Origin of the sequence: Ilyobacter polytropus DSM 2926, from assembly GCF_000165505.1 — a bacterium.
GTDB classification, from domain to species: Bacteria; Fusobacteriota; Fusobacteriia; order Fusobacteriales; family Fusobacteriaceae; genus Ilyobacter; species Ilyobacter polytropus.
Map to the genome: position 1 here is coordinate 1,301,100 of NC_014632.1, position 12,597 is coordinate 1,313,696.

Consider the following 12,597-nt stretch of genomic DNA (forward strand, 5'->3'; position numbering starts at 1 on the left):
TTCAATATTCTATGTTGAAACCATCGTATTTTTTACCATCAAAGACGTCTTCCTCTATACCCTTTACCCTAGAAGAAGCTGGACCCTCCTCCAAAAGTTTTTTAAATACCTCTATATACTTGGACTCCCCCTGGGCTACTATCTCCACATTTCCGTTCCAGAGATTTTTCACCCATCCTTTTATCTTATATTCATTGGCTATATGATAGGTAAAAAACCTAAAGCCTACTCCTTGTACACGCCCTTTCACTATAAAGTGGTGCGTAAGCATATTACCACACTCCTTTTTTAGCTTTCCATCATCCCCTCTAAAATATCATTTTCAGAAACTAATATTTCATCTCTTTCTAGAGTTTCCATTATCCATTTCAGAATAAAAGTCCCTGCAATTATTACTTCGGCACGTTTAGGGGGAAGTCCTTTTATTTTTTTTCTTTCCTCTATATTTTTTGATAAATATAACTTTATATTTTCTTCTACATTGGCCATTGTAAGATTATACATGTGAACCTTTTCAGGATCATAATCAACCATTTTTTCATAGACAGTTACATTAGTTGTAACTGTCCCGGCAACTCCTACAAGAATAAAATCCCTTTTACTTAAATCCTTTGCCTCTTTTATCTGACTCTTGACCCACTGTTCAGCAAGTTTTATATTTTCTTCACAATGATTGTCATTTACAAAGAATTTCTCTGTTACTCTGACAGCCCCTATATCAAAACTTTTCATAAAGTTTATATCGTTTTTAGAACCGTTTATAAACTCTGTGCTTCCTCCTCCTATATCAATCAAGAGAAGCTCTCCTTCTATATCATCTGAGGCTCCTTTAAAACTTAAGCTTGCCTCTTCATCTCCTGTGATACATTTTATCTCAAGACCTGACTCATTTTTTACCTTCCTTATAAAGTCTTCTCTGTTTGATGAATCTCTGGTGGCAGAGGTTGCACACACCAGTTTTTCTGCTACTCCATAGCTGGCCATTTTTTCAGAATAATTTTTCAGTACATCCACAGTTCTGTTTATTGCGCTGTCTAAAAGATAACCGTTTTTATTAACATCTTCTCCTAGTTTTGTTATTTCAAGATATTTACGAAATTTTCGTTTTATAGAATATTTATTTTCGTTTTTCTCCACTTCAGATATAAACAATCTGCAGGAATTTGTTCCTATATCCACAACTCCCTTTATAACTCTATTATCAATTTCTTGATTTATTTCTCTTATTATATCTTCAGATACATCCTCTACAGATACAGTTCCCTTTCCTGTAGGCAGTACGAACTTTATTTTCCCGCCTGTGTTTTTCTTATCTTTCTTCATAAGGGCAATAAGTCTTTCAATCTCTATTTTTACAGGCTCACAATCAATTTCATACTTATCAAATATAATTTTACCTCTATCTAAAAATTCTTTTTCTACATAACCTAACTTTTGGGACAATAGTATCTCATATATTATCCCCTTTGCAACAGCTTCACCGTGGGAATATCCTTTGTATTCAGTTGCCGTCTCTAAGGCGTGGGCATAAGTATGTCCTAGATTTACGATTGCTCTTATCCCTTTTTCTTTTTCGTCCTCTTCTACTATATTCTTCTTTATCACACAAGATCTTTTTATTACTTCTATAATTTCTTCTGGCTGCAGATCTTTCACAGCCTGTGCATTCTCCACTAGATAATCATAATAATCATCATCTTTCAAAAATGAATGTTTTATAATCTCACCCATTCCTGCCTTAAATTCTTTTTCAGGAAGAGTTTTCAAAAAGTCCACATCGATCAAAACAAGTTTTGGCTGATAAAAAGCCCCTATAAGATTCTTGGCTTTAGGATGGTTTACAGCTACCTTCCCCCCTATACTTGCATCTACCTGTGAGAGCAGGGATGTAGGAATCTGTATAAAGTCAATTCCCCTCATGTAAGTCGCAGCTACATATCCACCTAGATCTGTTATCACTCCACCTCCAAGACTTATTATAAGGGAGCTTCTGTCAAAATCATTTTCCACCATAAAATCATATATTCCAAAGGCACTCTCTATGCTCTTATGTTCTTCTCCGTCACTTATCTCAAAATAACTTATATTTTTCCCGGTGTTTTCCAGAATATCCAAAACTTTTTCAGAATAAAGAGCTCCTACTTTTGTATTTGACACCAAAATTATCTTTTCATATTTAGTTACATAATTTTTAAGTTCACCTATTATTCCTTTATCTAAAAGTATCGGATAGCTCCTATCCCCCAAGTCCATTCTTATCTCTTTCATCATTTACCATCCCTTCCCATAAAAGTTTCCTTAAATTATACACCAATAAACCAGTCATTACAACGGAACAAAAAAAAATTGGGATACCTTCAGTACCTTAGTTTTTTTAGTATCTTATATTATTTTTACCCTACTTTTAAAGCTACTTTTAATGTTTTTCTCTCAATAGTTTCTGAATTTTTTTAGATTACTTATTTTTTTCAAAATTTCACATTGTTTTCGTTCTATTTTTAATCACCATTTCATCCAATTTTTTTTCCTTAAAAAATTTCAAACAAATGTTATAATTGTGTATACTTAAATATAGTTAGTCAAGACTGCTGATTATGAATTCTAAAAATAATTTTCAAAAGGAGGAGAAAATAATGATAACATCACTCAAAAATGAGAATATTACCATCCAGGTAAAATCCCTCGGTGGAGAATTGACAAGTCTAAAGAAAAATGGCTCTGAATATGAATACATCTGGACTGGAGATTCGAAATATTGGTCAGGTCAATCACCGGTGCTTTTCCCTATAATAGGTTCTCTATCTGGAGGAACCACTGAAATCCAAGGCAAGACTTACTCTATGGGAAACCACGGATTCGCCCGTAGGGAAGAATTTCAGTTAATAGAACAAAAAGATAACCGGTTGGTCTACTCTTTAAAATATAATGAAAAAACTCTGGCTATGTATCCCTATAAATTTGAGCTGCAGATTATATATACCCTTGAAAATTCAAGTGTAAAAATCTCTTACAGGGTAATTAACCTAGATGAAAAGACAATATATTTTCAGCTAGGAACTCACCCAGGTTTCAACTGTCCAATGAAAAACGAACTCTATTTTTCAGATTATTTCCTAGAATTTGATCAAGTAGAAACAGCAAAAAGGTATTACTGTGACGCAAACAACCTTCTAATTGAAAATCGTGAAGAATTGTCTATAAAAAATTCCAAAAGAATGAACCTAAATCATGAAATTTTTTACGAAGGAGCTCATTTCCTGAGAGACATAAAATCAAAGGATATTACTTTAAAAACTGAAAAAGATTCAAAATTCATAAAGGTTTCCCGTGAAAATTTCCCTTACCTAGGTATCTGGCAGCCAAAGGATGCTCCCTTTTTGTGTATAGAACCATGGCACGGATTAGCCGAACCTGCTAGTTTCTCTGAAGATTTTAGTAAAAAAGAACTTATTATTTCATTAGAAAAATGTCAGGAGCATTCAGCATCGCTAACATTTACTGTATAAAGATTATCAAAAAATTTTCATACAAAAAAACTCCGGAAAATTCCGGAGTTTTTACTTTTATTCTATACAAGTTTTTTTATAGCTTCTACCTTATTTGTTCTTTCCCAAGGAAGATCTATGTCTGTCCTTCCTATATGACCGAAGGCTGCAAGATCCTGATACTTAAAGTTTCCTGATCTTAGCTCTAAGGCTAGTTCTATTCCTCTAGGACTTAGGTCAAATACCTTTTGCACTATCTCAGCTAATTTTACCTCTTCTATCTTTCCTGTTCCAAAGGTATCTACTTTTATAGATGTAGGCTCTACTACCCCTATAGCATAAGAAAGCTGTATTTCACACTTTTCTGCAAGTTCTGCAGCAACTATATTCTTAGCTACCCATCTTGCTGCATAAGCGGCAGACCTGTCCACCTTTGAAGGGTCCTTTCCTGAGAAAGCTCCTCCACCGTGTCTAAAGTATCCACCGTAAGTATCTACTATTATCTTTCTTCCTGTAAGTCCTGCATCTCCGTGAGGTCCTCCGATTACGAATCTTCCTGTTGGATTGATATGATAATGCTTTACTCTTCCAGGGTTCATCTTATATTTTTCAAGGACAGGTTTTACTACCTTTTCTATTATTGTTTCATGGATCTCTTCCTGACTTACTTCAGGGTTATGCTGTACAGATACTACTACTGTATCAACATGATCTACAGTCCCGTTTTTATTATACGCAAGAGTTACCTGAGACTTTGCGTCTGGTCTTCCCCAGATTATCTCTTTAGATCTTGCCATTCTTGTATATTTTACAATTATCTCCCTTGCAAGAACAAGGGCTAAAGGCATAAGTTCAGGAGTTTCTTTTACAGCTCCTCCGAACATTATTCCCTGGTCTCCTGCTCCTCCGATATCTACACCCATGGCTATATCAGGTGACTGTGAGTGAATTGCATTAAGCACTCCGCAGTCTGAGTCAAATCCCATTCCCTGCTTGTATCCGATCTCTTCTATCTTGTCTCTTACTATCTTTTGTACATCTACATATGTATTGGTAGTTATCTCTCCTCCTACCACTACCTGACCTGTTGTACAAAACACTTCGCAGGCTACCCTAGAATTTGGGTCTTCTGCTATGCAGGCGTCTAGCACTGCATCTGATACCTGGTCGGCTATCTTATCAGGATGGCCCGGTGAAACACATTCTGAAGTAAAAAATATTTTGTTTTCCATTTATATAAATCCTCCTGATTTTTTCATCTTTTCATAATTTGGTTCCACTTATAGCTTAATTAAAATAACCTAAGTTGCTTTTTTATTTTAAATTAAAGTATTAAATTTATCCAAAGTTCCGCAGGGAACCGAGGACTGTAGCTTACAAAGGCGATAAAAGAAATATCTACTTCCTAGACATTTGAAAATTCTTGAACTTTTGGTTACTTTTCTTTCAAGAGAAAAGTAACAGGTTCAAATAAAGTCAGTAATTTATTGGAATTCTTTTCGAGTAACAACTTAAATTAAAATATCTAAAAAAAATTTATTCAGACTCTTCGAGCATTTCCTTTACGAAAGTAGGCAGAGCAAAGGAAGCCTTGTGAATCTCAGAATTGTAATATTTAGTTTTAAGTCCAAATTTTTCCCACTCTTCAGGTTTATGATCTGCTATAGGATCATATTTCTTAGATGCAAATCCAAAAAGCCAGTGTCCTGAAGGATAAGTGGGAATATGAAATTGATATACCTTGGAAATTGGGAAAAGGTCTTTTATTCTCTTGTGAGCCCTTTTCATCTGTCCTGCCTCTTTATCAAAATAAGGACTTTCGTGCTGGTTTATAAGAATCCCATCTTCAGAAAGAGCTCTAAAACAGTTTGTGTAAAATTTCTTTGTAAAAAGACCCTCTCCAGGACCTATTGGATCAGTAGAGTCAACAAGTATAAGGTCATAACTTTTTTCTTTTGCATCTTCTACAAACTTCAGTCCGTCTTGAAAATAAAGGTTTACCCTAGGGTCCTCTAACTTGCAAGATGTCTGTACAAGATATTTCTGACAGAGTCTGACTACTCTTTCATCTATCTCCACCATATCTATTTTTTCTATGTGAGAATATCTAGTTATCTCCCTCACAGTTCCTCCGTCTCCACCACCAATAACAAGAACTTTTTTTATATTTGGATTAGTTGCGAGGGCCACATGTGAGATCATATCATGATACACAAACTCATCCTTTTCATTGGCCATCATAATTCCGTCAAGGGTAAAGAACTTTCCAAACTCATAAGAATCAAAAAAATCCAACTGCTGAAAAGGACTTTTTTCTGTATGAAAATGCTCTTTTATTTTTATAGAAAATCTACACTCTGGTGTCCACTCCTCTGTAAACCAAAGATTAAGCATTAAGTTACCTCCTGATTGTTTTCATTGATATAATTTTTTTATTTATTCAGCATCTGGTTTGAATACTATTTTACCCAGATCTTCTCCATTGGGGTGAAATTTTTTTATTTTTTCAGTCATACCTCTAGGTACCTCGATAGACTCACTTCTGCTAGCCCCAAACATTTTTTCTAAGTAATCAAAGGCTGTCCAAGGATTGATCTTGTCCCCACATGTGAATACATCAACCGATGCGTAACCATACTCTGGCCATGTATGAATTGCCAAGTGTGATTCAGATATTATTACAGCTCCTGAAACTCCGTAAGGGTTGAAATGATGAAATACGGAATTCACTATCGTTGCATTTGCAATTCTAGCCGCTTCATTCATGTGTTTTTCAATAAGTTCAGGGCTCTTCAATACTTCTTCGTCACAGTTGTAATACTCTATCAGAATGTGTCTCCCTAAAGTTTCTAATTTCATAATTTCCCTCCTAGTCTATTCTTAAGACATAAATTAATTTTTATATTAACGCCCTGATTCAGGGGCTATTTATAGCTTTAAAAAAAACAGAATTTCTTCAGTTTTTTTGTTTAGTCACAATAAATTAACTATTATAGTTAATATTAGTAAACTTATTTACAAAAAAAATGCACATTCTTATAATTTTTAGAACTCTTTTTAAGCTAACAAACTTCCTCTTAAAAAGCCCATTTTTATTAGAATATACGACATTATTATTTTTGGATTTGACAACGTAAAGTTTACTATAAATAAAATTTTATGTCAATTATTTTTTTATCAATTATCTGAAAACTTGATTTTTCCAAATGGAGATTATATAATGTACCGGTGAAACACTTTAGACAATAAAATTAAAGGGGTTTAAACTATATGATAATTGGTGAAAAAATAAAAAGGCTGCGACAGGGGAAGCTCCTTACACAGGAGGAACTAGCAGACAGATGCGAACTTTCTAAAGGTTTTATCTCACAACTAGAAAGAGACCTTACATCTCCGTCTATAGCTACACTTGTGGATATATTAGAAAGTCTCGGGACAAACTTGAAGGAATTTTTTAACGAAGAGGAAGATGAGAAAATCGTATTTTCAAATGATGATTTTTTTGAATTTGAAGATAACGATCTTAAATACAGAATTGACTGGATAGTACCAAATGCCCAAAAGAATGCCATGGAGCCTATTCTTATAACCTTGGCTCAGGAAGGCTCTTACAAACTAGAATCTGCCCACGAGGGAGAGGAATTCGGTTATGTTTTAAAAGGAAATATCTATGTTCATTTGGGAGATAAGAAACACAAGGCGAAAAAAGGAGAAAGTTTTTATTATAAGGCAAAAAAAGACCATTATATATCCAATGCAGGAAAGGTTGAAGCCAAGGTAATATGGGTAAGCACACCTCCTTCATTCTAAAATAAAAACCAGCCCTAGGGCTGGTTTTTATTTTAATTCTTTATTTGGAATCTTATATTGTCCTGACTGACCTTTTTCAGCTTTGTGAACAAGGTATCTCATCATTGCTTTAAATTCTTTACTTGTACTTGTAGCTCCTGCTATTGAATCAATTTCCTCTATATCTTTTGATTTCATAAAATCTCTCTCAAGCTTTGAAACGGCGTCTTTAATTCCTATTCCCTGCTTCTTTGCCATACTCTGATTATACTTTTTATCCTTTGTGGCAATTTCACCTTTTTTGTTTTTTCTGTCGTGTTTAACTTCTATTATTTCAGAATTTTTAACGACCATATAGGTAAAAGGTTTCCATCCCCATTCTGCCTTTTCAGCTTCAACATAATACTTTCCATCTTGTAGTTTTCCAAAAGCCAGTGAAGAAATAACAAAGATACCTATTAATATTTTTTTCATCATAAACCTCCTAAAAATTTACTCTCTCTAGACTGCCCATTTCTTTCAGCCATCTTTTGGGTATAGTGGCTTCTGAGTAGGCCCCTATAATCATCCCTGCTATTAGGCCCCTAGCTGCAGAGTCCCCTCCTGACATAACGTTTTTTATCATTGCCTCTTCATAATTATCAGAATACTTGAGTATCAGCAGTATTGTTGCAGGAAAGGCTCCCTCTATACTGCACGACTGACCCAATTTTTTTACCGCCTCTACAGTTTCTGTTTCTATCAGTGACTTTGCTATTGCTAATTTTTCTGATATCCACTTATTTTCCATCTGTGCAGATACCTCTTCCATTGCCTTATCGGGTTTTATCCCCTCTAAAACTCTATATGCTGTTCTTGCAAAAAATTCAGAAGCTGCGATCACCTGCTCATTGTCATGGGTTATCTTTGTCTGAACTTTAGAGTATTCTACCCCTTTATCCTGAGAAAAGCAATATATTATAGGTGCTATCCTAGAAGCGCCGGCCAGATCATTGGAATCAGAACCCCATTCCTCGCCGGTTTCTATCATTTCCAGGGTTTTTTTTGTGGCGTGATCCATATAACCGTCATATTTTTTCATATGAAATTCCCAGAAATCTCTGAAACTATTTTTATCAAACTCATTTTTTTCTGCCAAGTATTCCAAAAGAAGAAGGGTCTGATCTCCATAGTGGGTATGTTCCCCTTTTTTTCTGTTTTTATGAAAGCTGTCAGGAAGAGGATCATTGAGATCATTATACTCCCCAAACTCATTTTTTATCTTCTCTGTGTCATATATCCAGTGTCCTCCCAGGGAAAAAGCATCTGCCAAAACCGACCCTAAAAGTAATCCTTTTTTACTCATGAAAAACCCCTCCTTTTCATAAATTTTACTGTCTGAGGTTCTTCTTTCCTTTTTTATAGCACACAACCATTTGACGTCTATAATTCAAAAATAGTTTTTAAAACTTTTCGATATACGAATCTATATCCACTATCTCATCCTCACAGTTATCCTCTATATAAGCTACCATTTTACCCTCTATACTCTGTGCGAGACTGTAACTTCCAGTCACAAAGGAAAAACCTAAAACAGTAAAATTTTTATTGTCCTGAAGTTCCACCTCTGTAAGCTGGGTCTTAAATTTTGATGTAAATTTATCCTTTATACTTCTAAGTCTCATCCTCTTGTCTTTCAGGGAAAAACTGATGACAAATCTTATTTTAATCTTCACTGCAGCCACATACATAGGTTACTTCCCCCTTTTTTATTAAAAATTTTCTTTACTTATGAATGGTTTATAAGTAATAATTTACTATGATACACTATTTAAGAGGAGGAATGCAATGGAAAGAACAGGAATAATAACCATGAAGGGAAATCCACTTACACTATTAGGAAACGAGATCAAGGCGGGAGATAAAGCCCCTGATTTTACAGCTCTAAAAAATGACATGAGTCCTTTTTCTCTAAGTGATCTCAAGGGAAAGGTAGTCATCATCTCAGCTATGCCTTCTGTAGACACACCTGTGTGTGAACTTCAGACAACTATTTTCAACCAAAAGGCAGGAGAAAATCCTGAAATATCTGTAGTGACAATATCTGTAGACCTTCCCTTTGCACTAAATAGATTCTGTGCAAATGAGGGAATCGAGTCTGCTGTCACTCTTTCAGATCACAGAGATCTTGATTTTGGATCAAAATACGGATTCAATATAAAGGAACTGAGACTTCTTGCAAGGGGTGTTGTGGTAATAGACAAGGAAGGTACCATAAAACATTTAGAGGTTGTCTCTGAGGTAACAGATCAGCCAGATTATGATAAGGCCCTTGAGGTTGCCCAGTCTCTTATCTAAAACAAGGAGGGGATCCATATGGAATTTTTATCGTCATTTCTCGGCCTTATTGCAGTGGGAGCTCTTATGTTTTTCACTGTGAAAATAGCTGAAAAATACAAGAAAGAACCCGATACAAAGGGCGGTAAAAATAACAGAAAGTCAAACAGAAACTCAAGAAGACATAAAAGATAAAACCGGGAAATAAACTCCCGGTTTTATCTTTTATTATATAGAATTATAATTTATTTTTCGTAATCTACAACTGCTGTGCTGATCTCATTTTCAACTAAGAATTTTTTTATCTCTACATGAGGCGGAAAATTTTGATAAAAATCAAGATCTTCCCTTGTCTCAAATTCTGTATATAAAGACAAGTCATAGGCCCTTGGAGACCCGTTGAAATCAATCCCTACTTCTAGCTTTTTCAACTGACTTAACTCTAAAGCTTCTAAATCCTTTTTTAATTTTTCCATATTTTCCTTTTTCTTTTCCTCTTTAAATTTAAAAAATACTACGTGAACTACCAATCTAACTCCCCCTTTATTGTTATATTTATGTTATGTATAAAAATTATTTAAATTCAGAAACTTCTTTGTACCTAAAACATGAAACAATATGGTCATTTACAAGTCCAGTAGCCTGCATGTGAGAATACAATATTACAGGGCCTAAGAATTTAAAACCACGTTTTTTCATGTCCTTTGCCAGGGCCTCTGACTCAGTTGTCTTTGCCGGAAGCTCCTCTATACCTTTATAAGAGGAAATTATCTGCTTTCCCCCTACAAATGCCCAAATATAATTGCTGAAACTTCCAAATTCCCTTTGAATATCCATAAAAATTTTTGCATTGTTTACTGACGCCTCTATCTTTTTTCTGTTTCTTATTATCCCTTTATTCTGCATAAGTTCTTCTATCTTGTTTTGATCAAATGCTGCAACAATTTCCGGATCAAAATCTTTATAGGCTTTTCTGTAACTCTCTCTTTTTTTGAGGACAGTAAGCCAAGAAAGCCCGGCCTGGGCAGATTCTAAAACTAAAAACTCAAAATGAACCCTGTCATCATATACAGGGACTCCCCACTCTTCATCATGATATTTTATGTATAGGGGATTGTCCCCACACCAGCCACATCTCATATTGATCCTCCTCAGTAAAATATGCCTAAAATCTTAGATATATTATTTTTTTCTATAAGAGGTTCGACCGTCAGCCTGATGATTAGAAGTCAAAGTAAGTTCGCATATCTGTACATTCAACGGTAGATTTGTTGCATAAATTATTGTATCTGCAACATCTTCAGCCGCAAGGGGTTCTATCCCTTCATATACTTTGTCGGCTCTTTTTTTATCACCGTCAAATCTCGTAATGCTAAAGTTGGTTTCTACCATCCCTGGATTTATAGTCGTAACCCTCACAGGAGTATCTACAAGATCTATCCTCATACCGTCGCTCAGCATCTTTACAGCCGCTTTAGAGGCACAGTAAACCCCTCCTCCTGAATAGGCAGCCTGGGCAGCAGTCGAGGCTATATTTACAATATGTCCCTCAGGACTATGTTCTAACATATAAGGAACTACTATCCTTGTTATATATAAAAGTCCCTTAACATTGGTGTCCATTATTGTATCAAAACTATCAAAACTGCTTTCATGGATTTTATTTAACCCAAGAGCCAAACCGGCATTATTGATCAAAATATCTATTTTTTTAAATTCCTCTGGAAGGTTATTTACTTCATCTTTGATCTTTTCCAAATCCCTCACATCAAATTTTAGTACATACACCTTTATGTCATACCACTCATGAAGTTTTGCTTTTATCTCTTTCAGGATCTCTATATTTCTACCTGCAAGAATAAGGTTGGCTCCCATTTTTGCATAAGCCATAGCCGTTGCCCTTCCAATTCCGCTAGTGGCTCCTGTGATAAAGACCATTTTTTTTGATATTCTATTCATTTTTATCCCCCTTTATACAAGTTCAAAATAATTATACCCCTTTACTTTGACAGCGTAAATAAAATTTTAAATTAATATTTTATTTATCAGAAAATAAATACTATATTTTTTTAATATAGTTAATAAAAAATGAAGGGATTTTTACCCTTCACTGCAAGGTTTTCTATAAATTATAAGAGCATGATATTTTCCGTCTCCCACAGAAAACTGTATATCCACTATTTCCTTTTCATTGTCACTCAGGAGAATTTCAAGTTTGTTTTCCATATCTTCTTTTTTCTCTTCTGTTATTATTTTTATCCTTCTCATGAGTATCTCCCCCTGTGCCTATACTTAAAGAACTTCACTTATAATAAGAACTGTTGATAATAAAAAGAAAGCCGTAAATACTCTTTTCATATTTCCTCACCTCTTTATTTTACAACTACTTATTATAGAGTTTTTTTCCTTTATTTCTTTAAAAAGAACTTTTAATATTTAAAGAAACTGATTATTAATTCTTTAGCTATTTATATAAGCCGCTTTTATTTTGTCAACAGTGTCGTATATATTGGTATCACTGTTTATTTCAACCTTAAAGTCAGAAGATATCTTATACAGCAACATTCTCTTTTCATATAATTCTTGGATCGTCTCAAACATATTTTCAACATTTAGAAGAGGCCGGTTTTTCCTTCGCTTCACACGGTTATATATACATTCTATATCACAGTCCAAAAATACCACAAAAGAGGTTTTTCTCAGGTTTTTTATATTGTCATTATCTATGATAACTCCGCCTCCAGTAGAGATAATGACATTGTTGTCTTTTGATTCTTCTATAACTATATTTTTTTCAAGCCTTCTAAAATATCCTTCACCCTTCTCACTGAATATTTCTGAAATATTTTTACTCTCTTTTGCTGCTATCAATTTGTCTATATCTACAAATTTCATCTCAAGGGCCTTTGCCAGCTGTCTTCCCACAGTGGTCTTACCACTTCCCATGAAACCAATGAGAGCTATGTTGTCCTTCATCAGATCACCTCTTTTAATGATTATATCATTT

At 34.5% G+C, this 12,597-nt stretch carries 17 protein-coding genes; 4 read left to right on the forward strand and 13 right to left on the reverse strand.

The window, feature by feature from the left end:
* Window position 1 precedes the first annotated feature (1 nt).
* Both ILYOP_RS06055 and aroB read right to left on the reverse strand, forming a co-directional pair.
* Window positions 2–250, reverse strand: a complete 249-nt coding sequence (locus ILYOP_RS06055) for an acylphosphatase (RefSeq protein WP_222838845.1) — start codon at window positions 248–250, stop codon at window positions 2–4.
* A 38-nt stretch (window positions 251–288) separates the two neighbouring features.
* On the reverse strand, window positions 289–2,268 hold the full coding sequence (gene aroB, locus ILYOP_RS06060; protein ID WP_041921182.1) for a 3-dehydroquinate synthase: 1,980 nt from the start codon (window positions 2,266–2,268) through the stop codon (window positions 289–291).
* Window positions 2,269–2,633: 365 nt separating this feature from the next.
* On the opposite strand from aroB, the gene ILYOP_RS06065 reads away from it, so the two are divergent.
* On the forward strand, window positions 2,634–3,506 hold the full coding sequence (locus ILYOP_RS06065; RefSeq protein ID WP_013387650.1) for an aldose 1-epimerase family protein: 873 nt from the start codon (window positions 2,634–2,636) through the stop codon (window positions 3,504–3,506).
* Window positions 3,507–3,568: 62 nt separating this feature from the next.
* On the opposite strand, the gene metK is transcribed toward ILYOP_RS06065, so the two are convergent.
* From metK to speD, 3 genes are all read right to left on the reverse strand, one after another.
* Window positions 3,569–4,717: a methionine adenosyltransferase gene (metK, locus tag ILYOP_RS06070; RefSeq protein ID WP_013387651.1), complete on the reverse strand. Its 1,149-nt coding sequence runs from the start codon at window positions 4,715–4,717 to the stop codon at window positions 3,569–3,571.
* A gap of 304 nt (window positions 4,718–5,021) precedes the next feature.
* Window positions 5,022–5,879, reverse strand: coding sequence for a polyamine aminopropyltransferase (speE, locus tag ILYOP_RS06075; RefSeq protein ID WP_013387652.1), 858 nt, complete (start codon window positions 5,877–5,879; stop codon window positions 5,022–5,024).
* Window positions 5,880–5,921: 42 nt separating this feature from the next.
* Window positions 5,922–6,344 (reverse strand): adenosylmethionine decarboxylase, encoded by a 423-nt coding sequence (gene speD / locus ILYOP_RS06080; protein ID WP_013387653.1) that lies wholly within the window; start codon window positions 6,342–6,344, stop codon window positions 5,922–5,924.
* Between the two features lie 411 nt (window positions 6,345–6,755).
* On the opposite strand from speD, the gene ILYOP_RS06085 reads away from it, so the two are divergent.
* Window positions 6,756–7,295 (forward strand): helix-turn-helix domain-containing protein, encoded by a 540-nt coding sequence (locus tag ILYOP_RS06085; protein WP_013387654.1) that lies wholly within the window; start codon window positions 6,756–6,758, stop codon window positions 7,293–7,295.
* 27 nt (window positions 7,296–7,322) lie between these two features.
* Here ILYOP_RS06085 and ILYOP_RS06090 read toward each other — a convergent pair whose 3' ends face one another.
* The 3 genes from ILYOP_RS06090 to ILYOP_RS06100 all read right to left on the reverse strand — a co-directional run bounded on the left by ILYOP_RS06090 (window position 7,323) and on the right by ILYOP_RS06100 (window position 9,004).
* The gene (locus ILYOP_RS06090; RefSeq protein WP_013387655.1) at window positions 7,323–7,748 is read right to left on the reverse strand and encodes an FMN-binding protein; all 426 of its coding nucleotides are present in this window, start codon (window positions 7,746–7,748) and stop codon (window positions 7,323–7,325) included.
* Between the two features lie 10 nt (window positions 7,749–7,758).
* Complete coding sequence (locus ILYOP_RS06095) at window positions 7,759–8,619, reverse strand: ADP-ribosylglycohydrolase family protein (RefSeq protein ID WP_013387656.1); 861 nt, start codon at window positions 8,617–8,619, stop codon at window positions 7,759–7,761.
* Between the two features lie 97 nt (window positions 8,620–8,716).
* A complete protein-coding gene (locus tag ILYOP_RS06100; protein ID WP_013387657.1) occupies window positions 8,717–9,004 on the reverse strand; it encodes a DUF503 domain-containing protein in 288 nt (95 codons plus the stop codon).
* Between the two features lie 97 nt (window positions 9,005–9,101).
* Between ILYOP_RS06100 and tpx the strand changes: the two genes are divergently transcribed.
* Both tpx and ILYOP_RS15780 read left to right on the forward strand, forming a co-directional pair.
* Complete coding sequence (gene tpx, locus ILYOP_RS06105; protein WP_013387658.1) at window positions 9,102–9,611, forward strand: thiol peroxidase; 510 nt, start codon at window positions 9,102–9,104, stop codon at window positions 9,609–9,611.
* An 18-nt stretch (window positions 9,612–9,629) separates the two neighbouring features.
* Window positions 9,630–9,785 (forward strand): hypothetical protein, encoded by a 156-nt coding sequence (locus ILYOP_RS15780; protein ID WP_013387659.1) that lies wholly within the window; start codon window positions 9,630–9,632, stop codon window positions 9,783–9,785.
* A gap of 50 nt (window positions 9,786–9,835) precedes the next feature.
* Here ILYOP_RS15780 and ILYOP_RS06110 read toward each other — a convergent pair whose 3' ends face one another.
* The 5 genes from ILYOP_RS06110 to ILYOP_RS06125 form a co-directional block, all read right to left on the reverse strand.
* Entirely contained in the window at window positions 9,836–10,120 is a 285-nt protein-coding gene (locus ILYOP_RS06110) for a Dabb family protein (RefSeq protein WP_013387660.1), read from the reverse strand.
* A 43-nt stretch (window positions 10,121–10,163) separates the two neighbouring features.
* Window positions 10,164–10,730: a DNA-3-methyladenine glycosylase I gene (locus ILYOP_RS06115; protein ID WP_013387661.1), complete on the reverse strand. Its 567-nt coding sequence runs from the start codon at window positions 10,728–10,730 to the stop codon at window positions 10,164–10,166.
* 42 nt (window positions 10,731–10,772) lie between these two features.
* Window positions 10,773–11,549 (reverse strand): SDR family NAD(P)-dependent oxidoreductase, encoded by a 777-nt coding sequence (locus ILYOP_RS06120; protein ID WP_013387662.1) that lies wholly within the window; start codon window positions 11,547–11,549, stop codon window positions 10,773–10,775.
* A gap of 141 nt (window positions 11,550–11,690) precedes the next feature.
* Window positions 11,691–11,858, reverse strand: a complete 168-nt coding sequence (locus ILYOP_RS15785) for a hypothetical protein (protein WP_013387663.1) — start codon at window positions 11,856–11,858, stop codon at window positions 11,691–11,693.
* A gap of 192 nt (window positions 11,859–12,050) precedes the next feature.
* A complete protein-coding gene (locus ILYOP_RS06125; RefSeq protein ID WP_013387664.1) occupies window positions 12,051–12,566 on the reverse strand; it encodes a shikimate kinase in 516 nt (171 codons plus the stop codon).
* Window positions 12,567–12,597: the final 31 nt, after the last annotated feature.